The organism is Mycobacterium sp. E3305 (assembly GCF_001666785.1).
GTDB lineage: Bacteria > Actinomycetota > Actinomycetes > Mycobacteriales > Mycobacteriaceae > Mycobacterium.
This window is the reverse complement of sequence record NZ_LZJA01000312.1, coordinates 1-25,307: the sequence shown is the minus strand read 5'-3', so window position 1 is coordinate 25,307 and position 25,307 is coordinate 1. Positions and strand designations below refer to the sequence as shown.

The 25,307-nt window shown below is 67.1% G+C and carries 23 protein-coding genes, 1 tRNA gene and 2 pseudogenes; 16 read left to right on the top strand and 10 right to left on the bottom strand.

What is annotated here, in order from left to right:
* Positions 1 to 609: gamma-glutamyltransferase (locus A5701_RS27105; RefSeq protein WP_197505076.1), on the top strand; the 609-nt coding region annotated here is incomplete at its 5' end.
* On the opposite strand, the gene purD is transcribed toward A5701_RS27105, so the two are convergent.
* Both purD and A5701_RS27095 read right to left on the bottom strand, forming a co-directional pair.
* Positions 603 to 1,874 (bottom strand): phosphoribosylamine--glycine ligase, encoded by a 1,272-nt coding sequence (gene purD, locus A5701_RS27100; RefSeq protein WP_067761476.1) that lies wholly within the window; start codon positions 1,872 to 1,874, stop codon positions 603 to 605. The genes A5701_RS27105 and purD overlap by 7 nt on opposite strands.
* A 50-nt stretch (positions 1,875 to 1,924) precedes the next feature.
* The gene (locus A5701_RS27095; protein WP_067761473.1) at positions 1,925 to 2,356 is read right to left on the bottom strand and encodes a MarR family winged helix-turn-helix transcriptional regulator; all 432 of its coding nucleotides are present in this window, start codon (positions 2,354 to 2,356) and stop codon (positions 1,925 to 1,927) included.
* Between the two features lie 49 nt (positions 2,357 to 2,405).
* Between A5701_RS27095 and A5701_RS27090 the strand changes: the two genes are divergently transcribed.
* Positions 2,406 to 3,500, top strand: a complete 1,095-nt coding sequence (locus A5701_RS27090) for an aldo/keto reductase (protein WP_156670294.1) — start codon at positions 2,406 to 2,408, stop codon at positions 3,498 to 3,500.
* A 7-nt stretch (positions 3,501 to 3,507) separates the two neighbouring features.
* Here A5701_RS27090 and A5701_RS27085 read toward each other — a convergent pair whose 3' ends face one another.
* Entirely contained in the window at positions 3,508 to 4,716 is a 1,209-nt protein-coding gene (locus A5701_RS27085; RefSeq protein WP_082954818.1) for a serine hydrolase domain-containing protein, read from the bottom strand.
* A 117-nt stretch (positions 4,717 to 4,833) separates the two neighbouring features.
* Between A5701_RS27085 and A5701_RS27080 the strand changes: the two genes are divergently transcribed.
* Complete coding sequence (locus A5701_RS27080; protein WP_197505075.1) at positions 4,834 to 8,181, top strand: LuxR family transcriptional regulator; 3,348 nt, start codon at positions 4,834 to 4,836, stop codon at positions 8,179 to 8,181.
* Here the strand turns inward: A5701_RS27080 and A5701_RS27075 are convergent, their stop codons facing one another.
* The 4 genes from A5701_RS27075 to A5701_RS27060 are packed head-to-tail and all read right to left on the bottom strand — an operon-like array spanning position 8,182 to position 11,704.
* Positions 8,182 to 8,616, bottom strand: coding sequence for a carboxymuconolactone decarboxylase family protein (locus tag A5701_RS27075; RefSeq protein WP_067761468.1), 435 nt, complete (start codon positions 8,614 to 8,616; stop codon positions 8,182 to 8,184).
* Positions 8,616 to 9,473, bottom strand: coding sequence for an NAD(P)-dependent oxidoreductase (locus A5701_RS27070; RefSeq protein WP_067761465.1), 858 nt, complete (start codon positions 9,471 to 9,473; stop codon positions 8,616 to 8,618). The genes A5701_RS27075 and A5701_RS27070 overlap by 1 nt, the downstream gene beginning before the upstream one ends.
* Positions 9,470 to 10,219 (bottom strand): SDR family oxidoreductase, encoded by a 750-nt coding sequence (locus A5701_RS27065; protein ID WP_067761462.1) that lies wholly within the window; start codon positions 10,217 to 10,219, stop codon positions 9,470 to 9,472. The genes A5701_RS27070 and A5701_RS27065 overlap by 4 nt, the downstream gene beginning before the upstream one ends.
* 18 nt (positions 10,220 to 10,237) lie before the next feature.
* Positions 10,238 to 11,704, bottom strand: a complete 1,467-nt coding sequence (locus tag A5701_RS27060) for an aldehyde dehydrogenase (protein ID WP_067761459.1) — start codon at positions 11,702 to 11,704, stop codon at positions 10,238 to 10,240.
* A 207-nt stretch (positions 11,705 to 11,911) separates the two neighbouring features.
* Between A5701_RS27060 and A5701_RS27055 the strand changes: the two genes are divergently transcribed.
* The 9 genes from A5701_RS27055 (at position 11,912) to A5701_RS27015 (ending at position 20,519) form a co-directional block, all read left to right on the top strand.
* Positions 11,912 to 12,550 (top strand): TetR/AcrR family transcriptional regulator, encoded by a 639-nt coding sequence (locus A5701_RS27055; protein ID WP_067761456.1) that lies wholly within the window; start codon positions 11,912 to 11,914, stop codon positions 12,548 to 12,550.
* Positions 12,547 to 13,773, top strand: coding sequence for a cytochrome P450 (locus A5701_RS27050; protein ID WP_067761453.1), 1,227 nt, complete (start codon positions 12,547 to 12,549; stop codon positions 13,771 to 13,773). The genes A5701_RS27055 and A5701_RS27050 overlap by 4 nt, the downstream gene beginning before the upstream one ends.
* A complete protein-coding gene (locus A5701_RS27045) occupies positions 13,774 to 14,604 on the top strand; it encodes an SDR family oxidoreductase (protein WP_067761450.1) in 831 nt (276 codons plus the stop codon).
* Entirely contained in the window at positions 14,597 to 15,967 is a 1,371-nt protein-coding gene (locus A5701_RS27040; RefSeq protein ID WP_067761447.1) for a cytochrome P450, read from the top strand. The genes A5701_RS27045 and A5701_RS27040 overlap by 8 nt, the downstream gene beginning before the upstream one ends.
* Before the next feature lie 6 nt (positions 15,968 to 15,973).
* Entirely contained in the window at positions 15,974 to 16,183 is a 210-nt protein-coding gene (locus A5701_RS27035) for a ferredoxin (protein WP_067761444.1), read from the top strand.
* Positions 16,184 to 16,185: 2 nt separating this feature from the next.
* Positions 16,186 to 16,725, top strand: coding sequence for a hypothetical protein (locus tag A5701_RS27030; protein ID WP_067269381.1), 540 nt, complete (start codon positions 16,186 to 16,188; stop codon positions 16,723 to 16,725).
* 153 nt (positions 16,726 to 16,878) lie between these two features.
* On the top strand, positions 16,879 to 18,006 hold the full coding sequence (locus tag A5701_RS27025) for an NDMA-dependent alcohol dehydrogenase (protein ID WP_067761441.1): 1,128 nt from the start codon (positions 16,879 to 16,881) through the stop codon (positions 18,004 to 18,006).
* A 21-nt stretch (positions 18,007 to 18,027) separates the two neighbouring features.
* Entirely contained in the window at positions 18,028 to 20,082 is a 2,055-nt protein-coding gene (locus A5701_RS27020; protein WP_067761438.1) for an FAD-dependent oxidoreductase, read from the top strand.
* A gap of 17 nt (positions 20,083 to 20,099) precedes the next feature.
* Entirely contained in the window at positions 20,100 to 20,519 is a 420-nt protein-coding gene (locus A5701_RS27015) for a ketosteroid isomerase family protein (protein ID WP_067761479.1), read from the top strand.
* 13 nt (positions 20,520 to 20,532) lie between these two features.
* Here the strand turns inward: A5701_RS27015 and A5701_RS27010 are convergent, their stop codons facing one another.
* Positions 20,533 to 21,189, bottom strand: a complete 657-nt coding sequence (locus tag A5701_RS27010) for a dihydrofolate reductase family protein (protein WP_067761435.1) — start codon at positions 21,187 to 21,189, stop codon at positions 20,533 to 20,535.
* Positions 21,190 to 21,340: 151 nt separating this feature from the next.
* Between A5701_RS27010 and A5701_RS27005 the strand changes: the two genes are divergently transcribed.
* On the top strand, positions 21,341 to 21,745 hold the full coding sequence (locus tag A5701_RS27005; RefSeq protein ID WP_067761432.1) for an HIT family protein: 405 nt from the start codon (positions 21,341 to 21,343) through the stop codon (positions 21,743 to 21,745).
* Here A5701_RS27005 and A5701_RS27000 read toward each other — a convergent pair.
* Both A5701_RS27000 and phoP read right to left on the bottom strand, forming a co-directional pair.
* Positions 21,717 to 23,175 (bottom strand): annotated as a pseudogene (locus A5701_RS27000) (sensor histidine kinase). The gene A5701_RS27005 and the pseudogene A5701_RS27000 overlap by 29 nt on opposite strands.
* A gap of 40 nt (positions 23,176 to 23,215) precedes the next feature.
* A complete protein-coding gene (phoP, locus tag A5701_RS26995) occupies positions 23,216 to 23,935 on the bottom strand; it encodes a two-component system response regulator PhoP (RefSeq protein WP_067761426.1) in 720 nt (239 codons plus the stop codon).
* 156 nt (positions 23,936 to 24,091) lie between these two features.
* Between phoP and A5701_RS26990 the strand changes: the two genes are divergently transcribed.
* From A5701_RS26990 to A5701_RS26980, 3 genes and pseudogenes are all read left to right on the top strand, one after another.
* Positions 24,092 to 24,808 carry a hypothetical protein gene (locus A5701_RS26990; protein ID WP_067761423.1) on the top strand — a complete coding sequence of 239 codons (717 nt, stop codon included), beginning with the start codon at positions 24,092 to 24,094 and terminating at the stop codon, positions 24,806 to 24,808.
* A gap of 28 nt (positions 24,809 to 24,836) precedes the next feature.
* Positions 24,837 to 24,908, top strand: a tRNA-Thr gene (locus tag A5701_RS26985).
* A gap of 121 nt (positions 24,909 to 25,029) precedes the next feature.
* Positions 25,030 to 25,307 (top strand): annotated as a pseudogene (locus tag A5701_RS26980) (hypothetical protein); the annotation flags it as partial.

The following is a 25,307-nucleotide window of genomic DNA, read 5'->3' as shown; positions in this document are numbered from 1 at the left end:
CAGCGGGCCGGCCTGATCGACCGCCGTCAGGCGAAGCCGGCGTCGGCGGGCACTCCCCGCGGCGGCACCGTGTACCTCACGGCCGCCGATGCTGCGGGGATGATGGTGTCGATGATCCAGTCGAACTACATGGGATTCGGGTCTGGGGTGGTGGTGCCGGGAACCGGCGTCTCGTTGCAGAACCGCGGAGCGGGTTTCGTTGCGGATCAAGGTCATCCGAATCAGGTCGGGCCGAATAAGCGACCCTTCCAGACGATCATCCCGGGCTTCGTCACCAAGGACGGCGCGCCGATGATGAGCTTCGGAGTGATGGGCGGGCCGATGCAGCCCCAGGGGCACGTGCAGGTCGTGGTCCGCATCGCCGACTATGGCCAAAATCCGCAGGCGGCTTGCGACGGTCCCCGGTTTCGCTGGGTGCAGGGCATGCAGATCAGCTGCGAACCGGGATTTCCCACGTCGACCCTCGACGGATTGCGTCGTCGCGGGCACGACCTGCTCGGGGTCGACGACTACAACCAGTTCGGCAGCTGCCAGGCGATCTGGCGGCTCGACGGCGGATATCTCGCCGTCAGCGATCCCCGCCGAGACGGCCAAGCCGCGGGTTACTGAACGCTGATCTTGCCTTCAGCGGCCAGCAGCGCGATATCACCACGAAAGTGGCTGCCGGGCAGTCGAATCGACCCCATCAGCTCATACGCCTGCGCACGCGCGGCGGCAAGGTCGGGGCCGGTGCCCACCACCGACAGCACCCGACCGCCCGAGGAGACGACCTCTCCGTCGTCGCGGCGCGCCGTACCCGCGTGCAGCACTCCCTCGGTTTCCGAGCCCGCGACCACGTCGCCGACGCGGGGACGGCCGGGATAGTTCTCGGCCGCCAATACCACCGTGACGGCCGCACCCTGCTCCCAGCGCAACTCACCGAAGTCGGCGAGCTTGCCGGTACCCGCGGCGTACAGCAGCTGGCCGAGCGGTGAACCCAACAACGCCAGCACAGCCTGGGTCTCGGGATCACCGAAACGGCAGTTGAATTCGACCACCGCCGGTCCCTTGCCGGTGATCGCCAGCCCGACGTACAGCAAACCGCAGAATGGGCAGCCCCGCCGAACCATCTCAGCCGCAACGGGTTCGACGATGTTGGTGACGATGTCGCGGTACAGGTCGTCGGGAAGCCACGGCACCGGCGCGTAGGCACCCATCCCGCCGGTGTTGGGGCCGGTGTCGCCGTCGCCGACACGCTTGAAGTCCTGCGCGGGCAGCAGCGGCACCACGGTTTCACCGTCGACGACGCAGAACAGCGACACCTCGGGCCCGTCCAGGAACGACTCGAGCAGCACCGGGTGCCCCGCCTCGAGCAGCCCGGCGGCGTGCGCGCGCGCGACACCGCGATCCGCGGTCACCACGACGCCCTTGCCGGCGGCCAGCCGGTCGTCCTTGACCACCCAGGCCGGGTCGCCCGCAGGAGGCCCGAACCGGTCCAGTGCGGCATCCAAATGGGCGGGGCTGTCAACGGTTTCGCTGGTCGCGGTGCGCACGCCGGCAGCGGCCATGACCTCCTTGGCGAACGCCTTGGACCCTTCGATGCGCGCGGCGTCCTTACTGGGCCCGAAGCAGACGATGCCGGCCGTTCGCAGGGCGTCGGCCACGCCCAACACCAGCGGGACCTCCGGGCCGATGACCACCAGGTCGGCCCGGACCTCCCGCGCCAGGGCGACGACGTCGGAACCCGACGTGATGTCCACCTCGTGCTGCTCGGCGACCCGGGCGGTGCCGGCGTTGCCGGGGGCGACAAACAGCTCCGTGACCTGCGGGTCTTTCCGAAGCGCCAGCAGCAGCGCATGCTCACGGGCACCCGAACCGATCACCAGGACTCGCACGACACGTCAGACTAGCCGGGGCAAACGCCAAACGCCTACGGCACCCGCGTTCACAGAATCTTTTCGAGCAGATTTTTGAGGTCTTTCCGCTGCGCGACGGTGAGGCGTCCGAGACGCTTGTCGAACTCCGCGGACAGCAGCGCCAGCCCGTCCGTGGCGGCTTTGCGCCCGGCCGGGGTGAGTAAGAGCCGATGGCGCCGCAGGTCGCTGGCGTCGATCTGGCGCCGCACGAAGCCCGCGGCCTCAAGCCGTTTGAGGTAAACCGTGATCGTCGCCTTGGGCATGCTCAACGCCGCAGCGAGTTCGGCCGGATAGGGGTGCTCGTCGATCTCCGCAAGCAGGAAGAGCTCCTTGGATTCGAGCCCCAGCGCGCAGATGTCGGCCTCGGCGCACGAGATGACCGACAGCAGCACCCGATAGTTCAACGACCAGATCTTGGCCGGGTCGACCGCTGGCACCGACTTGCCAGATCGTTCAGACATAAACTAGTTTAGGAATGAACAAACACATAATCGAACAATTTACCAGAAAGTGGCCACCATGCCTCTGGATCAGTACGTGACACTCGGACGCTCCGGCCTGCGCGTCAGCCCCCTGTGTCTGGGCGCCATGACATTCGGCGAGGACCTCGGCTGGGGCACCAGTGTCGAGGAGTCTCAACAGATCATCGATCGATACACCGACCTCGGTGGCAACTTCATCGACACGGCCAACTTCTACACCCGAAGCCACTCCGAGAAGATCATCGGTGACCACATCGGGCGCGACGCCGGTCGCCGCGATCGCCTGGTGATCGCGACCAAGTTCAGCGGCAACCTGTATCCGGGAGATCCCAACGGCGGCGGCTCGGGCCGCAAGTCGCTGATCAACGCCTGCGAAAACTCGCTGCGGCGTCTGCAAACCGACTACATCGACCTGTACTGGCTGCACATCTGGGATGCCAACACACCCATCGACGAGACGATGGCGGCGCTCGACGATCTCGTCCGCGCCGGCAAGGTCCGCTACATCGGCGTCTCGGACACCCCGGCGTGGAAGATCGCCCAGGCCAACCTCATCGCCCGGTTCCGCGGCTGGTCGAGCTTCGTCGGCCTGCAGGTCGAGTACTCACTGCTGGAGCGCTCCATCGAACAGGAACTGGTTCCGATGGCGTCCGAATTCGGCCTCGGCATCACACCGTGGTCGCCGCTCAAGGGCGGCGCGCTGAGCGGCAAGTACACCCGGGCCAGCGCCGGCCGGCAGGACTCCGGCCGCGGCGCGATGGTCGACGCCTTCCTCGACGACAAGACCTACGCCGTTGTCGACGAACTCGAGCTCATCGCCAAGGCCCACCAGACGAACGTCGCCAGCGTGGCGCTGGCCTGGGTGCGCGCGCAGCCTGGCGTCTCGTCCGTCATCATCGGGGCGCGCAGGCTTTCGCAGCTCAACGACAACGTCCTCGCCGTCGACGTGGGCCTCGGCGCCGACGAACTGGCGCGGCTCGACGAGCTGACCAAGCCGAAGTTCGGGTTTCCGAACAACATGCTGGAGATGGCGCCGGGCATTCTCAACGGCGGGACGTCGGTCAACGGCGTCTCCGGACCGATTTCCGAGTACGTGATGCCCGAAGGCGGGCGGCCATACTGATTGACCGTCAGCCGAGTGCCTCATAGATCAGCCGGGTGTATTTCCGCGTCCGATCGGTTCCGCCCGATGTGACTTGTCCCATCTTGTTCATCACATAGGCGAACGTGGTGCGGCGGTCGACGTTCATCACCACCATGGAGCCGCCCCAACCGCCCCAGTAGCAGGTCCTCTCGTCGGGGATGTCGGGCACCGCCTCCGGATGGGGGAGGGCAAACCCGATGCCCCACCGTGCCGGCATGGCCAGCACCAGATCGGTGCCGTTGGCCTGCTCCTCGAAGATCAGGTCGATGGTGTCGGGTCGCAGGAAACGTACGCCATTGATTGTGCCGCCCAACGAAATCGGGGACAGGGCGCGGACCAGCGAACGCGCGTTGGCGTGTCCGTTGGCCGATCCGATCTCAGCTCGGCGCCACGCCGTCGTCTCGGCTGCCAGCGCGGTCTCCGCGGCGGGCGGGATCGCGGCGAACGTCTTATACATCGGATGGTCATGGGGGACCGCGTCGAGCGGCACGTCCAGCGGAGGCGGCGGGACCAGTTCGGCGATTCTGTGGTCGTCTTCGGGCCGGGCGCCGATCTGCAGGTCAGCGCCGAGCGGCTCGGCGATCTCCTGTCGCACAAAGTGTTTCAGAGTCATGCCGGTGGTTCGGCGGACCAGTTCGCCGACGAGGTGCCCAATGGTCACCGCGTGGTATCCCGACGCGGTGCCGGGTGGCCACCACGGCGCCTGGCCGGCAAGCTGAGAAGTGGCTTTTCCCCAGTCGTAGACGTCCTCGAGGGCGAAGGGGGGCTCCCAGCCGGACATCCCGGAGGTGTGGCTGAGGATGTGGCGCACCTCGATGTCCTGCTTGCCGTTGGCGGCGAACTCGGGCCAGTACTTTGCGACCGGGGCGAACGGGTCGAGCAGGCCGCGGTCGGTCAGCATCAGCGCCGCGAGCGCGGTCACGTTCTTGGTGCTGGAAAAAACGTTGACGATGGTGTTTTCCGACCATTCGCGGGTTCTGGCCCTGTCGGCATGCCCGCCCCAGATGTCCACGACGACGTCGCCGCCGACATCGATGGCGATCGCGGCGCCGAGTTCGCCGCCAGTGCTGACTTCGTCGGCCAGCGCGGCGACGAGATCCTCGAAACGGCTGTCGTAGTGGCCGTGCAGCACGCCCGTCGTGAAGTTGGCGTCGATCGAGTCGCGGTTGCCGGCAAGACCGGTCTGGCTGTTCATCTGTACCTCCTTGAGTCCGAGGAACCAAGTGTGCGATGACGGCCGGCGAAGAACATTGGTCAAGGCGCGTAGATCCTCCGCGGACGCGGCCGAGCGGACGTATAGGCCATTCTGCTGATGTTTGCCGCGTCTGATCGACGCACGCTGGCTAACATGACTGAGACCGAGCGGTGCGCGGACACGCTGCGTTTGAACTGGAGCGATTTGGGGTTGAGCGAGCTCCCGACGGGAACCGTGACGTTGCTGCTGGCCGACGTCGAGGGCTCGACGCGGTTATGGCAGACCCAGCCCGATGAAATGCGCGCCGCCGTCACGCGGCTGGACCAGGCGGTGTCGGACCTGGTGACCGAGCACAACGGGGTCCGCCCGGTCGAACAGGGTGAGGGCGACAGCTTCGTGGTCGCCTTCGCCCGGGCGAGCGACGCGGCCGGGTTTGCGCTCGGTCTGCAACTGACGGCACTTGCGCCGATCCATCTGCGAATCGGACTGCATACCGGCGAGGTCCAACTGCGCGACGAGGCAAATTACATCGGACCGACGATAAACCGCGCCGCGCGGCTGCGCGACCTGGCTCACGGCGGCCAGACGGTCCTATCGGCCACGACAAGCGACCTGCTCGCCGACGGGCTGCCTCCCGACGCGTGGATGCTTGAGCTGGGCACCCACCCGCTGCGGGATCTGCCGCGGCCCGAACGGGTGACGCAGCTTTGTCACGCCGACCTCCGCAACGACTTTCCGCCGCTCCGCTCGACGAAACACACAGGGCGCTTGAATCTTCCGCCGCAATTCACCAGTTTCGTCGGCCGCGGCGCCGAGGTCGAGGCCGTGCGACGGATCATCACCGACGGACGGTTGGTGACGCTCACGGGCGCCGGCGGCGTGGGAAAGACCCGGCTGGCGGTGCAGATTGCGGACCGGCTCGATGACGATTTCGAAGACGGGGTGTGGTACGTCGACCTGGCGCCCATCGCCGATTCCGGCGTTGTCCCGGTCACGGTGACGCGAGCGTTGGGGCTGCCCGACCAGGCGGGGCGTTCGACAATCGACACGCTCACACGTTTCGTAGCCGGCCGGCGCATGCTCGTCCTCCTCGACAATTGCGAGCACCTGATCGACGCCTGCGCCTCGCTCTCGGTCGCGCTGTTGGCGGCTTGCCCGGGCGTGACCATCCTCGCGACAAGCCGTGAACCGCTGCGGGTGGCCGGCGAGGTCGCGTGGGCGGTGCCCTCACTGACCCTGGCTGACGAGGCGGTGACCCTCTTTTCCGACCGCGCCCGCCACGTCCGGCCCGATTTTACTGTGACCAAGGATAATTCGGAAACGGTCATCGAGATCTGCCGGCGTCTCGATGGAATCCCGCTGGCGATAGAGCTGGCCGCCGCGCGGGTTCGGGCACTGTCGTTGGAGCAGATTCTCGACAGCTTGCGCAACCGCTTTCGGCTCCTGACCGGCGGTTCGCGAACAGCCGTACGCCGCCAGCAGACGTTGCGGGCCTCGGTCGACTGGTCGCACGCGCTACTGACCGAACCCGAACGAGTCCTGTTCCGCCGCGTCGCAGTGTTCATGGGCGGCTTCGATCTCGATGCGGCCCAGGAGGTTTGCGGCGAAAGTGACGTCGAGCGGTATCAGACACTCGACCAGCTCACACTGTTGATCGAAAAGTCCCTCGTGGTGGCCGAGGATACGCACTGCGGCGCGCGTTACCGAATGCTGGAGACGATTCGCCAGTACGCCCTGGAGAAGCTCGGCGAGTCCGGTGAGGCCGACGCCGTGCGCGGTCGCCACCGCGACCACTACGTTGCGCTGGCAGCAGAGCTCGACGTGCCGGGGCGCACCGCTCATCAGAGCCGCATCGAGCAGGCCGCCATCGAGATGGACAACCTGCGCGCGGCATTCGCGTGGTGCCGGGAAAACGCCGAGATCTCGCAGGCGTTGCGGCTAGCCTCGGTCTTACAACCGCTTTGGACCACTCGCGGCCGTTTGCGGGAGGGCACAGCCTGGTTCGACGTGGCGCTGGCGGACGCCGCCGCGCACGACGTGGAGGTGCCGCTCCCCGTCCGCGCCCGGGCGCTCGCGGACAAAGCGATACTCGAGGGCGCGCAGACCATCCACGACAACATGGACATGGCGTTGGAAGCTCTGGCGCTCGCCCGTGAGATCGACGACCCGGCGTTGGTGGTTCGCGCGCTTGCAGGTTGCGGAATCATCGCCGCCTACGATGCGGCCGTTGCCGGCTCGTACTTCGACGAAGCGCTCGGCCTCGCTCGCACCGTGGGAGATGACTGGAGTTTGAACCAGATCCTCGCGTTCCAGGCCTTCGCGGCCGTCACGGGCAAGGGGGATCCGGTCGCGGCACGCGCGGCCGGTGAAGAAGGCCGTGACATCGCTGACGCGATCGGCGACGGCTACGCCTCTCGCGGGTGCCGGTGGTGTATCGGTTTGGCGCAGTGGTGGGAGGGAGATCTGGTGGGCGCCATTGCACAATTCCGGGCGCTGGTTGCCGAGTCGGACACGGCCCACGACGAAACGTGGAAGATGGCCAGCCTCGTCAGCCTGGGCCACATGCTCGCCTACACCGGTGACACGAGCGCGGCGCGGGTGGCCGCGAATGCAGCCGTTGAAGCCGCCACAGACCTCGGACCCTTCAACCAGGGCTACGCGTACGCCGCGCTGGCCGTCGCGATGGTCGCCGCGGGGGATGTGGACGCATCGGCCCGCGCCGGCGAGGCGGCATGGCAGCGGCTGAAGGTCCAGCCTGAACTCGCTGTCGTCAACGTCATTCCGCTGGCGGAAATCTCGCTCGCACAGGGGGATCTGACATCGGCGCGCCGCTGCGCCGACGACGCCGTTGCCGTCGCCCCGGGGGTTCATCGGGTGCTCGCCCTGGTGAAGCGTGCGCGGGTCGCGATCGCCCAACGAGACTGGGAGCAAGCGGAACGCGACGCCCACGGCGCGCTTGCCGGAGCGGTCGACCACAAGGCGTACTTCGTCCTTCCTGACGTCATGGAATGCCTAGCCACCCTCGCGGCGGGCGCAGGCGCGAACCGAGAAGCCGCGCGGCTGTTGGGAGCGGCAACCTCAGAACGAGAACGAACCGGGCATGTGCGATTCAAGATTCACGACGCCGCACATGACGCCGCCGTCGCGGCCCTGCGCGACGCGTTGGGAGACGACGAATTCCACCGGGCTCGGGCCGAAGGAGAGGCCCTGTCCACGGAGGAAGCGATCGCCTATGCGCGGCGCGGCCGCGGTGAACGCAAGCGACCCGCAACGGGCTGGGCGTCACTGACCCCCGCGGAAATCAACGTGGTCAGGCTGGTCAGCGAAGGACTGCAGAACAAGGACATCGCCGCACGGCTTTTCGTCTCGGCGCGCACCGTGCAGGCACATCTCAGCCACGTCTATTCCAAGCTCGGCATCAGCTCGAGAGTCCAGCTGGCACAGGAGGCTTCCCGGCACGCCTAGTCAGTCCTTGTCGCCGGAGTGCATCTTCAACGCGGCGTCCACGTTGGCCTTCTTGTCCTCCCCCGCCCCTTTGGCCGCGGCCTTCCTGCGCTTGGCGACGACGGCGTCGACGGCGCCGTTGAGCGCGGAACCCAGCGGGAACCCGAGATAGTGGGTGAGGAAGACGGCCATCTCCTTCAACTCGGTTTCGGTGAGCTCCCCGTTGAGCAGCGCGGCGTTGATCTGAATCTCGGCCAGGTCGCGGTTTCCGACAGCGGTCACGGCGGTCAATGTCATGATGCGCTTGTCGCGCATCGACAATCCGGGTCGCGTCCAGATGCTGCCGAACAGGTGGTCGACGGTCAGGTCAAAATACGCGTCGCCCTCGATGTTGGGCATTTCCCAGCCGTAAACCTCGTTCATCTTCTCGAGGCCCTTGCGGCGAAGTTCGTCCATCACGCCTCTTTCTCTGTGTGTGGCAGCCCGAGGCCAGCCGCCAGCCCCTCGTACGCCAGCCTGGCCAGGGGCAGGTCGACCGACACCGCCTCGCCCAACGCCAACGCCAGGCTCAGGTCCTTTTCCCCCAGACCACGGGTGTGCATGAACGGCTGATACAGAAAGTGTTCCGGCCGAAGGTCATTCATGTCGTCGCGGACCATGATCGCGCCCGGCCCGCCGGTGAGGGCATCGGTGTGCCGCACCACCCGGCCCAGCGCCTGCAGATCCAGGCCCGCGGCCTCGGCCAGGTTCATGGCCTCACACGCCGCGACGTACGACGTGAACGTCAACATGTTGCGGGCCAGCTTCATTCGCGTCCCCGCGCCCGGCTCGCCGGCGTGGATGACGACCGTCGCCCAGTGCTTGAACGCCGGCTTGATCCGCTCGTACACCTCGCGATCGGCCCCGACCATCGTCGCCAGCTCGCCTTTCGCGGCGGCGGCCGTACCGCCGCTGACGGGTGCGTCCACGACGTGAATGCCCTGCGGTCTGAGTTCGGCCGCCAGTTCCGCGGCCGTGGTGTCGCAGATGGTCGAGTGGATCGCGATTACCGTGCCAGCCTTGGCGTGGGCCGCCAGCTCGGCGACGACCTCACGTACCTGGTCGTCGTTGAGCACGGTGACGTGGACGATGTCGGCGGACGCGACGTCGGCGACACTGTCGGCCAGGCCGGCGCCCTTCTCCGCCAGCGGTGTCATCGCATCCGTCCGGATGTCGTAAACCGTCACCCCGCCCGGCCACTCGGTCATCTTTGTGGCCATCGGGGTGCCCATGTTGCCCAGACCGATGTAACCCAGCTTGTAGTGATCACTCATGACCGGATGATCTGCCCGCCGTCGACGTTGAAGATCTGCCCCGTGATCCACGATGCCTCGTCGGACAGCAGGAAGAGGCACATCCCGACCAGATCCTCGGGAGTTCCCATGCGTGACAGGGGAAGACCCTTGACGATGTCGGCGACCATCTCCTGCGGGGTGGTCGTCCGATTCGCCTCGGTGTCGATGGGGCCGGGCGCAATCGCGTTGATCCGGATGTTCTGGCCGCCCAGCTCGCGGGAGAGCTGTTGCGTCAGACCGTTCACCCCGGCCTTGGCCAGGCCGTAGTAGTTCGAGTACAACCACGCCGCCGTGGACGACTGGTTCACGATCGCCCCACCGCCGCGCTTGGCCATCTTCTTGTAGACGGCGCGCGTGCACCACAACGCGCCGTCGAGGTTGACGCTCATGAACTTCTTGTAGTACTCGGGGTCGATGGTGAGCAGGAAGTCCAGCTTCATGCCGCCGAAGATCGCCGCGTTGTTGACCAGGTAGTCGATGCCCCCGAATTCCGCCAGCGTGCGATCCGCCATCGCCTTGGCCGACGCCGGGTCGGACACGTCGACCGGGATGCTGATCGCCGTGCCGCCGTCGGCGGAGATCTGCTTGGCCACCCCCTCGGCCGCCTCCGCATTGATGTCGGCGACTACCACCGCCGCGCCCTCGCGCGCGAGCGCCTCGGCGTAGGCCTGGCCGATGCCGCCGCCGGACCCGGTGACGATGCCGACCTTGTTCTCAAACCGCATGCTGTCTAGCTCCTCTGGTCAGATCGCCGTCGCGATGGTCTTCAGTTCCAGGTATTCCTCGAAACCGGCCAGACCCATCTCGCGACCGTTTCCGGACTGCTTGTAGCCGCCGAAGGGCGCGTCGGCCGAGTACCACACCCCGCCATTGACATTGATGGTGCCCGCGCGGACCCGCGCGGCGACCCGCGTCGCCCTATCCGGGTCGGCGCCGAATACGGTGCCCGACAACCCATATGGCGAATCGTTGGCAATGCGGACGGCGTCGTCGTCGCCGTCGTGTGGAATCACCGTCAGGACGGGCCCGAAGATCTCCTCGCGTGCGCAGCGCGCGTCGTTGCCCAGTCCCGCGATCACCGTGGGCTCAATGAAGAAGCCGACTTCGCGGTCGGCCGGCCGGCCGCCACCGCAGGCGAACGTCCCGCCCTCGGCGATGGCCGAGTCGAGGTAGCCCTGGATCCGGTCCCGCTGGCGCGCCGAAATCACTGGACCGCAGATGGTTCCGGGATCGGTGGGGTCACCCGCCTTGATGCCACCCATTGTGGCGGCCGCGATGGCGACGGCCTCGTCATACTTCGCGCGCGGCACCACCAACCGGGTGGTGATCGCGCACCCCTGCCCGGCGTGCATGCACACCGAGAATCCGGCCATCCCCACCGCGCCACTCAAGTCGGCGTCGTCGAGGACGATGAACGCCGACTTGCCGCCCAGCTCGAGGAACACCTTCTTGATGGTCGCGGCGCCGTCGGCCATCACGCTGCGGCCCGTGGCGGTCGACCCGGTGAACGAAACCATGTCCACCCGAGGGTCTTTGGCCAGCAGCGCACCAACGCCGTGGTCGCTGGACGTCACGATGTTGATCACACCGGGTGGAAAGTCGGTGTGGTCGGCGATGAGTTCCCCGAGCACGGCGGCACACCAAGGGGTGTCGGGCGCCGGCTTCAGGACGACGGTATTACCGGCGGCCAGCGCGGGCCCGATCTTGGCGAGGTTGATCTGATGGGGAAAATTCCACGGGGTGATGGCTCCGACGACGCCGACAGCCTCACGGGCGATGGTGCGACGGGTGGGGATACCCATCGGCGACGCATCGCCGAGATCCTGGTTGTACTCGTAGGATTCGGCGGTGTCGGCCGCGAACGCGAGATCGTTGACCGGACCCTCCAGCTGGGCGATGCTCGTGAGCATTCGCGGCGCGCCGACCTCGGCAATGGTCAGGTCGCGCAGCTCTTCGAGGTGCTGCTGCATCGCCGCGCGCAGCTGCCGCACGCACCGCACCCTCAGTTCGGTGTCGCGCGACCAGTCCGTCTCGTCAAAGGCGCGCCGAGCGGCGTCGATGGCACGGGCCATGTCGTCGGCGTCGGCGTCGGCCGCCGCCCCCAGGACTTCCTCGGTCGCCGGATTGATCGTCGGGAAAGTGCCGGCGCTGCCGGGCGACATCTTGCCGTCGATGAAAAGTGTGCTCACGCCGTCGGCCAGCAAGGCCATCTCCCGCTCCCGTCTGTGCGGCAATCGCGCATGCGAACCAAGTGGACAGTTGTCCGATATCGTCCGATCGAACCATAGCTGCCGCGCCATCCACGGTGCAAGGGCCGATCTCGATGCCGGCGGTTGCCGGGCGAAAAATGCCACATTAACGGGCATCTTTGCCGATCAGGCTTGCTTCCGGTCTCGTCCGTCCGATAGCTTGGACATGTGTCCAGCGATGCACTGGTGACGATCACGTCTCAGGCCGAACACCAGAGCGGTCCGCCGGCGCGCAACCGCCGCCAAGAGGAGACGTTCCGCAAGGTGCTGGCGGCCGGCATCGAGACGCTGCGGGAGAAGTCGTACGCGGACCTCACGGTCCGCGCGGTCGCGGCCCGCGCCAAGGTCGCCCCCGCCACCGCCTACACGTACTTCTCTTCGAAGAACCACCTGATCGCCGAGGTCTACCTCGACCTGGTGCGGCAGGTCCCCTATTTCACCGACGTCAACGAATCGATGCCCAACCGGGTCGAGCAGGTTTTGCGCCACCTGGCCCTGGTGGTCGCCGACGAACCCGAGGTCAGCGCCGCATGCACGACGGCGCTGCTCAGCGGCGGCGCAGAGCCCGCGGTGGCCGCCGCGCGCGACCGGATCGGCGCGGAGATCCACCGCAGGATCACGTCCGCCATGGGCCCCGACGCCGATCCCACCGCCGTTTCCGCGCTGGAGATGTCGTTCTTCGGGGCGCTGGTGCAGGCCGGCAGCGGCGAATTCACCTACCGCGAGATCGCCGACCGGCTGGCCTACGTGGTGCGGCTGATCCTCACCGGCGCCGGAGAGACGAGCCAGGAGACGAGCACCGAATGACCGTTCATGTTGGCGACCACGAGCTGGTCCTCGATCCCTACGACTACGACTTCCACGAAGATCCGTATCCGTACTACAAGCGGCTGCGCGACGAGGCGCCGCTGTATCGCAACGACGAGCTGAAGTTCTGGGCGCTGTCGCGGCACCAAGACGTGCTGCAGGGGTTCCGCAACAGCACCACGCTGTCCAACAAGTACGGCGTCTCGCTGGATCCGGCGTCGCGCGGCCCGCACGCGTCCAAGACGATGTCCTTTCTGGCGATGGACGACCCCGCGCATCTGCGGCTGCGGACGCTCGTTTCGAAAGGGTTCACCCCCAGGCGGATTCGGGAGCTGGAGCCGAGTGTCACCGAGATCGCGACCCGACACCTGGACACCATGCTGGAAAAGGCCAGGTCTTCAGCGGACGGCACGGTCGACTACGTCGACGAGTTCGCCGGAAAGCTGCCCATGGACGTCATCTCCGAGTTGATGGGCGTTCCCGAGCCGGATCGAGTTCAGGTCCGGGCCTGGGCCGACGGCGTGATGCACCGCGACGAGGGCGTCACCGACGTGCCGCCGGAGGCGGTCGAGGCCTCCATCAACCTGATCGTCTACTACCAGGGCATGGTGGCCGAGCGGCGCAAGAAATTGACGAACGACCTGACCTCGGCGCTGCTGGAGGCCGAGATCGACGGCGACCGCCTCACCGACGACGAAGTGCTCGGCTTCATGTTCTTGATGGTGATCGCCGGAAATGAGACCACCACCAAACTGCTTGCGAATGCGGCCTTTTGGGGGCACAAGAACCCGGATCAACTGACTCCGGTCTATGCCGACCCTGCACTGGTGCCGCAGTGGGTCGAGGAGACCCTGCGCTACGACACCTCCAGCCAAATCCTGGCCCGCACCGTGTCCGGGGAGCTCACCCTCTACGACACCACCATCCCCGAGGGCGACGTCCTGCTGCTGTTGCCCGGTTCGGGCCACCGCGACGAGCGGGTGTTCGACAACCCCGACGACTATCTGATCGGGCGCGAAATCGGGCCCAAACTCTTGAGTTTCGGCAGTGGCGCACATTTCTGCCTGGGCGCGCATCTGGCGCGGATGGAAGCCCGGGTCGCGCTCACCGAGTTGTTCAAGCGAATCCGCGGATATGAGGTGGACGAGGCCAACGCCGTCCGCGTCCACTCCAGCAACGTCCGCGGATTCGCTCACCTACCGATGACCGTGGAGGTCCGCTGAATGCCCCGCTTCGACCCCCTGCCCGAACGACGGCCGGCGATCGTGGCCGGCGCCTCGTCCGGTATCGGAGAGGCCACCGCCATCGAGCTCGCGGCGCATGGCTTTCCGGTCGCCCTCGGTGCCCGGCGCGTAGAGAAACTCAACGACATCGTCGGCAAGATCAACGCCGAAGGCGGCGAGGCGGTCGGATTCCATCTGGACGTCACGGACCCCAACTCAGTGAAATCCTTTGTCGCACAGTCTGTCGACGCGCTCGGGCCTATCGAGGTGCTGGTGGCCGGCGCGGGCGACACCTACTTCGGCAAGCTCGCCGAGATCGCAGGCGACGAATTCGAGTCACAGCTGCAGATCCATCTGGTCGGCGCGTTCCGGTTGACCTCCACCGTCCTTCCGGGCATGTTGGAGCGGCAGCGCGGCGACTTGATCTTCGTCGGCTCCGACGTCGCCCTGCGCCAGCGGCCGCACATGGGCGCCTATGGGGCCGCCAAGGCCGCGCTCGTCGCCATGGTCACCAACTTCCAGATGGAGCTCGAGGGCACCGGCGTGCGGGCTTCGATCGTGCACCCCGGACCGACGAAGACGTCGATGGGCTGGAGCCTGCCGGCCGAGAAGATCGGCCCCGCCCTGGAGGACTGGGCCAAGTGGGGCCAGGCCCGTCACGACTACTTCCTGCGGGCGGCGGACCTGGCGCGCGCCATCACGTTTGTCGCCGAGACCCCGCGCGGTGGCTTCATCGCCAACATGGAGCTTCAGCCCGAAGCCCCGTTGGCCGACAAGAAGGATCGCCAGAAGCTCGCACTCGGCGAAGAAGGGATGCCAGGACATGGCTGATGCAACTACGGCGAACACCGCTATCGTGCCCCGCGTTTCCGGCGGCGAGGAAGAGCACGGTCACCTCGAGGAATTCCGCACGGACCCAATCGGTTTGATGAAGCGGGTGCGGGAAGAGTGCGGCGACGTCGGCTGGTTCCAGCTGGTCGATAAGCACGTCATCCTGCTTTCCGGTGCCGGCGCCAACGAGTTCTTCTTCCGCTCGGCCGACGAGGATCTGGACCAGGCGGCGGCGTACCCGTTCATGGCGCCGATCTTCGGCAAGGGCGTGGTGTTCGACGCCAGCCCGGAGCGGCGCAAGGAGATGCTGCACAACTCGGCGCTACGCGGCGAGCAGATGAAGGGCCACGCCGCCACCATCGAGGCGCAGGTCAAGGGGATGATCGCCGGCTGGGGCGACGAGGGTGAGATCGAGCTGCTCGACTTCTTCTCCGAGCTGACCATCTACACCTCGACGGCCTGCCTGATCGGCGTCAAGTTCCGCAACCAGCTTGACCACCGCTTCGCGGAGTACTACCACGAGCTGGAACGCGGCACCGACCCGTTGTGTTACGTCGACCCCTACCTGCCGATCGAAAGCTTCAAGCGGCGTGACGAAGCCCGCGTCAAACTCGTTGCGCTGGTGCAGGAGATCATGAACCAGCGACTGGCCAACCCGCCGAAGGACAAGTCCGACCGCGACATGCTCGACGTGCTGGTCTCGATCAGGGACGAGGAGGGCAAACCGCGCTTCTCGGCCGACGAGGTGACCGGGATGTTCATCTCATTGATGTTCGCGGGGCACCACACCAGTTCCGGAACTTCCGCGTGGACGCTGATCGAGCTGATCCGCCACCCCGAGGTCTACGCCGAGGTGCTGGCCGAGCTCGAGGAGCTGTACGCCGACGGGCAAGAGGTGAGTTTCCATGCGCTGCGGTCGATTCCGAAACTGGACAACGTGGTCAAGGAGACCCTGCGGCTGCACCCGCCACTGATCATCCTGATGCGCGTGGCGCAGGGCGAGTTCGAGGTGCAGGGCTTCCCGATTCACAAGGGGGACTTCGTCGCCGCCTCCCCGGCGATCAGCAACCGGATTCCCGAGGACTTCCCCGACCCGGACGCGTTCAACCCCGACCGCTACAACAAGCCCGAGCAAGCCGACATCGTCAACCGTTGGACCTGGATTCCGTTCGGCGCCGGCCGGCATCGCTGTGTGGGCGCCGCTTTCGCCCAGATGCAGATCAAAGCGATCTTCTCGGTTCTCCTTCGCGAGTACGAGTTCGAAATGGCACAGCCGGCCGACAGCTATCACAACGACCACTCCAAGATGGTCGTCCAGCTTGCCCGCCCGGCGAAGGTGCGCTACCGCAAGCGGAAAGCCTGACCACTCATGGGTTTTCGAATCGAAGCGGATCTGGATCTCTGCCAGGGGCATGCCATGTGCGAACTGGAGGCACCGGACTACTTCCGAGTGCCCAAACGGGGCAAGGTCGAGATCCTTGATCCCGAACCGCCCGAGGACGCCCGCGACGAAGTCGAACGCGCGGTCGAGATGTGCCCAACGCATGCACTGTTCATCAAAGAAGACAAGGGAGACTGACGATGGCGTCACGTGAGGAACTCGAGACATGGGTCGATCGCTGGCTGCAGGCCAACAAGGACTGCGAGAAGGCCGGTGACTGGCGGCCGTTGGCCGACTTCTACGCCCAGGACGCCACGTACGGCTGGAACATCGGCCCCAAGGAAGACGTGATGTGCGTCGGCGTCGACGAGATCCGCGACATCGCCCTCGGTCTCGAGATGGAAGGCCTGGAGAACTGGGTGTACGAGTACCAGAAGGTCCTCATCGACGAGAAGCAGGGCGAGATCGTCGGCTTCTGGAAGCAGATCGTCAACAAGTCGGACGGCACCCAGGACGAGATCTACGGCATCGGCGGCAGCTGGTTTCGCCTCAACGCCGACAATCTCATCGAGTGGCAGCGAGACTTCTTCGACTTCGGCCACGTCGCGAAGATGTTCGCGACCCTGATCGAGTCGGGCGACCTCAGCACCGGCATGCAGAAGCGGATCGAGCGCAGCATCGCCGGCGAGAAGCTGCCCGGCTACTACCCGCTCGGCCAGGCGCCGGTTCCGATCTGGTGACCGCGGACCGAGGACGGACCAACCAAGCATTTGATTTGTTGCACGCGCTATGCTGACGCGACAAGGGTGCTGTGGCGCCCGTCACCAAGCTGTCCGGCACAACGGGCCGGACAGCGCTGATCGATTCAAAGGCGAAATGGGGTCAGGACCATCGTGAAGACAAAAGGCGCACTGATCTGGGAGTTCAACCAGCCCTGGTCCATCGAGGAAATCGAGATCGGCGACCCGCAAGCGCACGAGGTCAAGATCCAGATGGAAGCGGCCGGCATGTGCCACTCCGATCACCACCTCGTCACCGGCGGAATCCCGATGGCCGGCTTCCCGGTGCTGGGCGGGCATGAGGGTGCCGGCATCGTCACCGAGGTCGGCCCAGGCGTCGAAGACATCGCCCCGGGTGACCACGTGGTGCTGTCGTTCATCCCGTCCTGCGGGCAATGCGCGACCTGCCAGGCCGGCATGCGCAACCTGTGCGACCTGGGAGCCGGCCTGCTCGGCGGTGCCGCGGTCTCCGACGGCACGTTCCGCATCCAAGCGCGTGGCCAGAACGTCTTCCCCATGACGCTGCTGGGCACCTTCTCGCCGTACATGGTGGTGCACCGCAGCTCCGTGGTGAAGATCGACCCGTCCGTACCGTTCGAGGTGGCCGCGCTGGTCGGCTGCGGCGTCACCACCGGTTACGGCTCGGCGGTCCGCACCGCCGACATCCGGCCGGGCCAGGACGTCGCCATCGTGGGCGTCGGCGGGGTCGGCATGGCCGCGCTGCAGGGCGCCGTGAACGCCGGTGCGCGCTACATCTTCGCGATCGACCCGGTCGAATGGAAGCGCGATCAGGCGCTGAAATTCGGCGCCACGCACGTCTATCCCGACATCAACGCCGCGCTGATGGGCATCATGGAGGTCACTTACGGCCTGATGGCCCACAAGGTCGTTGTCACGGTCGGCGAACTGCACGGTGCCGACATCGACAACTACCTCAACATCACCCAGAAGGGCGGCACCTGCGTGCTGACCGCCATCGGCAGCCTGCTGGACACCAACGTCAACCTGAACCTGGCCATGCTCACCCTGATGCAGAAGAACCTGCAGGGCACCATCTTCGGTGGCGGCAACCCGCAGTACGACATCCCGCAGCTGCTGTCGATGTACCAGGCCGGCAAGCTGAACCTGGACGACATGGTGACCACCCAGTACCGCCTCGAGCAGATCAACGAGGGCTACCAGGACATGCTGGACGGCAAGAACATTCGCGGCGTCATCCGGTACACGGACGCCGACCGGTAACTCCCAGCCGCTGAGTCGCAAGTGACCGGGTTCGGTCACCTGATGGCGCCGGGCCGAATCGGCGCCATGACGGTGCGCAACCGCGTCGTCATGTCTCCGATGGAGACCATGTACGGCACTCCCGATGGGCTGCCGTCGGAGCGCACCCGCGACTACTTCGCCGCCCGCGCCAAGGGCGGCGTCGGCCTGATCACGCTGGGCGCCACCGGGATCGACCACCACCACCCCGAGACGCCCGGCGGACTGCACCTGGCCACCGACGAGGCCGTCGACGCACATCGGGCCCTGGTGGAGGTCGTGCACCAACACGGCGCCAAGATCCAGCCCCAGATCGTGCACGCCGGTCCCGACGGCCTGGGACCCGAGATCTTCGGGGTCACGTCGTTGGGACCGTCGGTGATTCCGTCCTACCTCACCGGGCGCCCGTCGGCCGAGATCAGCAAGCAACAGCTGTGCGCCGTACTCGATCTGTTCAAGGCCGCGGCTCGGCGGGCCGTCGAGGCCGGCTACGACGGCATCGAGCTGCACGCCGCGCACGGCTACATGCTGCTGGGCTCCTTCCTTGCCCCGCAACGCAATCGGCGCACCGACGACTATCGTGGCGATTCGGCGCGCGGTCGGGCGCGGGTTGTGCTGGAGGCGCTGGCCGCGATCCGCTCCGAGATCGGTACCGCCCTGCCGATCACGTTGCGCGTCTCCGGCTACGAACGGGTCGCGGGTGGGCGGCCCATCTTCGAGACGGCGCAATTGGCACCGGAGTTCGTGACGGCCGGTGTGGACGCGTTCCACGTGAGCGGCGGTGTCATCGATCGTTTGGTGACCGGAATGGTCAACGGCGCCGACGACGGGGACGAGCTGAACGTCGGGGCCGCGGCCGCCGTCAAGCAGGTGGTCGACGTGCCGGTGATCGCCGTCGGCCGCATCCACGACCCGGCCCGCGCCGAACGGATCCTGGCCGACGGGCGCGCCGATTTCATCGCCATGGGGCGTCCCCTGTTGGCCGATCCCGACCTGCCGCGCAAGGTGCGCGACGGGCAGGCACACCGGGTCCGCAGGTGCATCTCGTGCGAAAACTGCATCGACGCAATGGAACAGCGTTTCTCGGTCGACTGTGCCGTCAATCCGCGTACCGGCAAAGAACGTGAATTGGCCGCGGCTCCGGTGGCGCGCGCCAAGCGCGTGGTGGTGGTCGGCGGCGGGCCGGCCGGGCTGGAGGCCGCGCGGGTCGCCGCCCAACGCGGTCACCGCGTCACGCTTTTCGAACGCGGCGCCGCGCTGGGCGGGGCGCTGCGCTGGGCGTCGGTCCTGCATCCGGAGAACCAGCCGTTCCTGCGCTACCTGCGCGACGAGATCGACCTCAGCGGCGCGGAAGTCCGCTTGGGCCGGGCGGTTTCGACTCAGGACGTCGTCGACACCGACCCGGACGCGGTGGTCGTGGCCACCGGGGGCCGGGTGGCCGTGCCGGCGATCCCGGGGTCCGACCTGCCGCACGTGTATAGCGGACCCGGATTGCGCGAATTGCTCGGCGGCCAAGCCCGATCGGGCGCACCGACCTGGCAGCGGCTGGGGGCTGCCGCGCTCGGCGGCTGGCGGCAACGGCTCCTGCGGCCCGGCGCGGTTCGGCTGGCCAGTCGCGCCTGGATGCCGTTCGGGCGCCGGGTCGTCATCGTCGGCGGTGACCTGGTCGCCCTGGAGCTGGCCGAATTCCTGGCGAGCCGGGGCCGGTTGGTGTCGATGCTCGAATCCGGCAGGAACATCGCCCCGGAAGTGGGCAACAAACGCAGGACTGAGCACATGGATCGCCTCGACCGGCTCGGCGTCACCGTGCATGTCCGGGCGACCGTGGAACGGATCGCCGGCGACGCGGTGCTGTTCACGCCCGCGGGGGGCACCAGCCGGCGGTTGCAGGCCGACAGCGTCGTGCTGGCCGGAACGGTCGAACCCGACACCACTTTGTTCGACGCGCTGGTCGCCGCCCTGCCCGGCGCCCAGGTGCAGGCTGCCGGTGACTGCACCGGGCTGGGACTGATCCGCAAGGCAACCGAGGAAGGCGCACGCGCGGCGTGCGCAATCTAGTGATAGGAGAGATGATCATGACCCAAACCGCTCAATCCCCCGCGCTAGCCGCGTCGCAGTCGTCGTGGCGCTGCGCGCAAGGCAAAGACCGGGACGGCTGGCTAGCGCTGATGACCGACGACGTCGTCATCGAGGATCCGATCGGCAAGTCCGTCACCAACCCCGATGGCACCGGCGTGCGCGGCAAGGCCGCCGTCGGCGAGTTCTTCGACAACAACATCGCCAAGAATCAGCTGACCATCACGTGCGAAGAGACTTTCCCGTCCAGCTCTCCCGATGAGATCGCTCATATCCTGGTGCTACAGAGCAAGTTTGAGGGCGGTCTCACCAGCAGGGTCCGCGGCGTGTTCACCTATAAGGTCAACGAGGCGGGGCTGATCACCAACATGCGCGGGTACTGGAACCTCGATGTCATGGAGTTCGGCCAGGAGGGATGATGCCACCGCGTGGTCAGCGGCGCCTGAAGATCAGGTGCGTGACGCCGCTGGGACTGCTCACCGACTCCACCGTGAATCGCTGCTGGAAGTCCTCAAGCCCCTCCCACAACGACTCCCCCCGCCCCAAGATGATGGGCACCAGCACAACGTGAAGGTGGTCGACGAGGTCCGCGGCGATGAATTCGCGGACGGTCGAAGGTCCCCCACCGAGGCGGATATCCAGATCCCCCGCCGCGTTACGGGCCAGCTGGATAGCTTGCTCCGGACCGGCGTCGACGAAGTGAAAGGTGGTGCCGCCGTCCATCTCGATCGGCGGCCGGGGATGGTGGGTGAGCACGAACACCGGGGTGTGAAATGGCGGCTCGGCGCCCCACCAGCCTTTCCACTCCTCACCGCCCGGCTGGCCCGTCCACGGGCCACGCTGCGGCCCGAACTTGTTGCGCCCCATGATTTCCGCACCGATGCCCGGCCGCCATTGGCCGGCCAGCGCGTCGTCGACACCGCTAGTGCCACCCGATTCGCCGTGCATCGCCCGGAAGGTGCGCGTCCGGAAGAACCACTCGTGTAAGCGGCCGCCGGCATGCCCGAAAGGCGCATCGAGGCTTTGGCCACTGCCAGTGGCATAGCCGTCGAGGGAAACCGAGAAGTTGTGCACGCGCACCTGTGACATGGTCGAACTCCTTGGGGATTGGCGGGTCGATGGTCCTTTCCTGGACTGACCGTCAGCGCGCGTCCAACTCATCGCCCGGATTGCCGTCACAGTCGTGCCGTGAGGCCGACCACGGCCATGGCGAAAACTTCGGCGCCCCTATGCTGGGGCCATGGCGTCGATCTTCACCAAGATCATCAACCGTGAACTTCCCGGCCGCTTTGTCTACGAGGACGACGACGTGGTCGCGTTCCTGACGATCGAGCCCATGACCCAGGGCCACACGCTGGTGGTACCGCGGGCCGAAATCGATCAGTGGCAAGACGTCGACGGCGCGACCTTCGGCCAAATCATGGCCGTGAGTCAGCTCATCGGCAAGGCCGTGTGCAAGGCCTTCCGGACCGAGCGCGCGGGGGTGATCATCGCCGGGCTCGAGGTGCCCCATCTGCACGTCCACGTCTTTCCCACCCGCCGCCTGAGCGACTTCGGGTTCGCCAACGTCGACCGCAATCCGTCACCGGAGTCCATGGACGAGGCCCAAGCCAAGATCAAGGCGGCGCTGGCTCAATTGGCGTGAACCGGCTCCTGGGCCGGCACCTCGCTGACGCGGGGCAGAGTGACGCGGAAACAGCAGCCCTCCCCTGGCGAGGTCGTCACCTTGACGTGGCCACCGTGCGCACGCACGAGTGAGTCGACGATCGACAGCCCCAACCCGGTACCACCGCTGGCGCGTGCCCGCGACGAATCGGTGCGATAGAACCGCTCGAAGACCCGTGATGCGTCCTGCTCGGTCATGCCGGGTCCCTTGTCGGCCACTTCCAGCACCGCGTCGGCGCCCTTGGTGCCGACCCGGACGGTGACGTCGGCGTTCTCCGGAGTGTGCTGCAAGGCGTTGGCGACCAGGTTGCTGAGCACCTGCCGGATCCGCGGTTCGTCGCCGAGCACCTCCGGGGTGCCGGGGCCGTCGAGCACCTCCATGGTGATGGCGCGTTTCGGGTCCATCGCCTGCGCGTCGTGGACCGCGTCGCTGGCCAGCGCGAGCAAGTCGACCCGGTTGTGCTCGAGCGGCCGCTGCACATCGAGGCGGGCCAGCAGCAGCAGGTCGTCGACCAGCAGACCCATTCGGCTGGCTTCACTTTCGATCCGGGACAGCAACATGGCGACATCGCGTGCGGCGCCCTGGCGATACAGCTCGGCGAAGCCCCGGATGGTCGTCAGCGGGGTCCGCAGCTCGTGACTGGCGTCGGTGATGAACCGTCGCATCCGCTCCTCGGATCCGCGGGCCTTTTCGGCCGACGACTCCGACGACGCGAGCGCCTGCTGGATCTGCGCGAGCATCCCGTTGAGGGCGAGCGACAGCCGGCCCACCTCGGTGCGCGGATCACGTTCGGGCACACGGCGATCCAGCTGGCCGGCGGCGATCGCCGCGGCCGTCCGCTCGACCTCGGACAGCGGCCGCAGGCTGCGCTGCACCACCGCGAAGCCGGCGATGCCGACCACGACCAGCACCGCGACCCCGATTCCGATCTGCAGCCAGACGAGGGAGCTGACCGTGTTTTGGACGTCGGACAGGTCGATCGCGACGGTCGTCAGGCCGTGCGGGCCGCGCACCGAGACCGCGCGCCACTGGATGTCGGACCCATTGACCGACGGCAGCGTCGTCGGGTTGGGGCCCACGTCGTTGTTGGGCGGCAGCGCCGGCTCGGCGTTGCGGTCGTTGATGGCGGTGTACGGCGTGCCGTCGGTGCCGATGCCGCGCACATAGAACTTCGACGGCGGCCGGGCGGGGTCCGGGCCCTCGTAGGGCGGCGGCGATTGCCGCCGCGGGGCCTGCGCCCAGCCTCGGGACGCGTCGAGCAGGGTCTGATCGATCCGGGTAACCAGGCTGTGCCGCAGGATCGACGTGACCGCGATGCCCGAGACCGCCAGGCCGCAGGCCACCAGCACCAGGGTGGCGGCGACCAGCCCTACGCGGAGCGGCAACTCACGTCGATGCTGTGTGGCCATGTGCGTGATTCCTCGCTAGCGCCGGCGACCGAGCCCGGGCTCAGCGCGGTTCCCGCAGCACATAGCCGACTCCGCGCAACGTGTGCAGGAGCCGCTTCTCGCCGGTGTCGATCTTGCGCCGCAGGTAAGACACGTAGGACTCGACGACATTGACGTCACCTCCGAAGTCGTATCGCCAGACGTGATCGAGGATCTTGGGCTTGCTCAGGACGGTGCCCGCGTTGATGACAAAGTAACGCAGCAGCGTGAATTCGGTCGGCGACAGCGAGACCGGTTCGCCGGCCTTCCACACTTCGTGGGTTTCTTCGTCGAGTTCGATGTCGGCGAACGTCAGGCGGGCGCTGCGGGGCTCGGCGCCGCCCTTGCCGGCCCGACGGAGGATGACCCGCAACCGGGCGACGACCTCTTCCAGGCTGAACGGTTTGGTCACGTAGTCGTCGCCGCCGAGGGTGAGACCGGCGATCTTGTCCTGCAACGAATCCCGGGCAGTAAGGAACAGGGCCGGGGCGTCGATGCCGTCGGCGCGCAGGCGCCGCAGGACCCCGAACCCGTCCATGCCGGGCATCATCACGTCGAGGATCACCGCGTCGGGACGGGCTTCGCGCGCCCGATCCAGCGCCTGGGCTCCGTTGGTCGCGGTGTGGACCTCGAAACCCTGGAACTTGAGGCTGACCGAGAGCAACTCGACGATGTTGGCCTCGTCGTCGACCACGAGGACGCGAGCCTCCGGTTTCGTTTCGTTTGGGGATGCCGCGGTCATCAGGTTCTTCGCCCCTTAGTTGAACGTTTCCTACGTAAATGTTGTGTGATTGCTGGGAGCTCAGTGCCAACACTCTGATAATAGTCTGCCAGGAATCGGCGCATCGGCTTGGACCTGCGCCGGATGACGCCGCCGCGTCGCGAATAGACTCGTGGAATGAACTTCGCCGCACGGATCGTCGCGACCGCGACCGCCCCGGCACGCGTCGGACTTGCCGCCGCCGACGCCAGCCTGACCGTCGCGAGCGCGGCGGTGGGTGTGGCGAAGCGGGCGTTGGGCGACGGCGGCACCGCCGGATCGGCCGCCATGACATCGATGTGGGGGCTCGACGACGCGATCGTCCGCGCCAACCGGCTCGCCCGGCTGCTGGACGACGACGCGCCCCTTGGGCGGGCGGTGGCGCCGGACGGGCCGATCGACCGGTTGCTGCGCCCTGGCGGGGTGGTCGACATGCTGACGTCGGAGGGCGGTCTGCTCGACCGCCTGACCGCGGAGGGCGGCGGCTTGCACCGCACGCTGCAGCCCGGCGGGCTGGCCGACCAGCTCGTCGCCGAGGACGGGTTGATCGAGCGGCTGCTGGCCGAGGATGGCCTGGCCGATCGGCTGCTCAGCGAGGGCGGCCTGGTCGACAAACTGACGGCGAAGAATGGACCGCTGGACCAGCTCACGGACGTCGCCGACACCCTGGCGAGGTTGACGCCCGGGATGGAAGCGCTGGAGCCCGCGATCGCCACGCTGCAGGACGCCGTCGTCGCGCTGACCATGGTGGTCAATCCGCTGAGCAACATCGCGGACCGCATTCCGCTGCCGGGCCGCCGGCGTCCCGCGTCCCGGTCGGTGCGCTCCACGCGTGTGATCGACAGCGGCGAGTGACCGTTTAGGCTTGGACCGGTTTGATCCCGCCTCCTTAGCTCAGTGGTAGAGCACTCGCCTTGTAAGCGAGCGGTCGTCAGTTCAATCCTGACAGGGGGCTCCGCGCGCCGCCTCGCGCGTCGGTTATCTGGCCACCTCGCAGCCAATGGCCCCTTGAGTAGAACCGGGCGCAATGGGTAGCCGATGTCGTAGCGATTGTTGTTCAGGCTGGAGGTCGCGCGATGCCGGTTACGGCGGGGCCAGTCCCGGGGGCGACGTCGGGGTTGCGCAGGGTCCCGATGGACCCGGGGCGTTTCCACAGCGGGCGCTGGATGCTGCTCGCCGAGGGCGTGCTGGTGTCCGCGTTCGGCATCGCCGGGTTGGTGTCGGCTGCGCTGCATCCGCACGCCGGCCCGACCGGTGCCCCGGTTCTCGGCCTGGCATCGACGCCCGCGCAAAGCGGCATACTGCTGGCGCTCGGGGTGGCGGGCATTCTGGCCGTCGGCAGTCGCCGCACCGC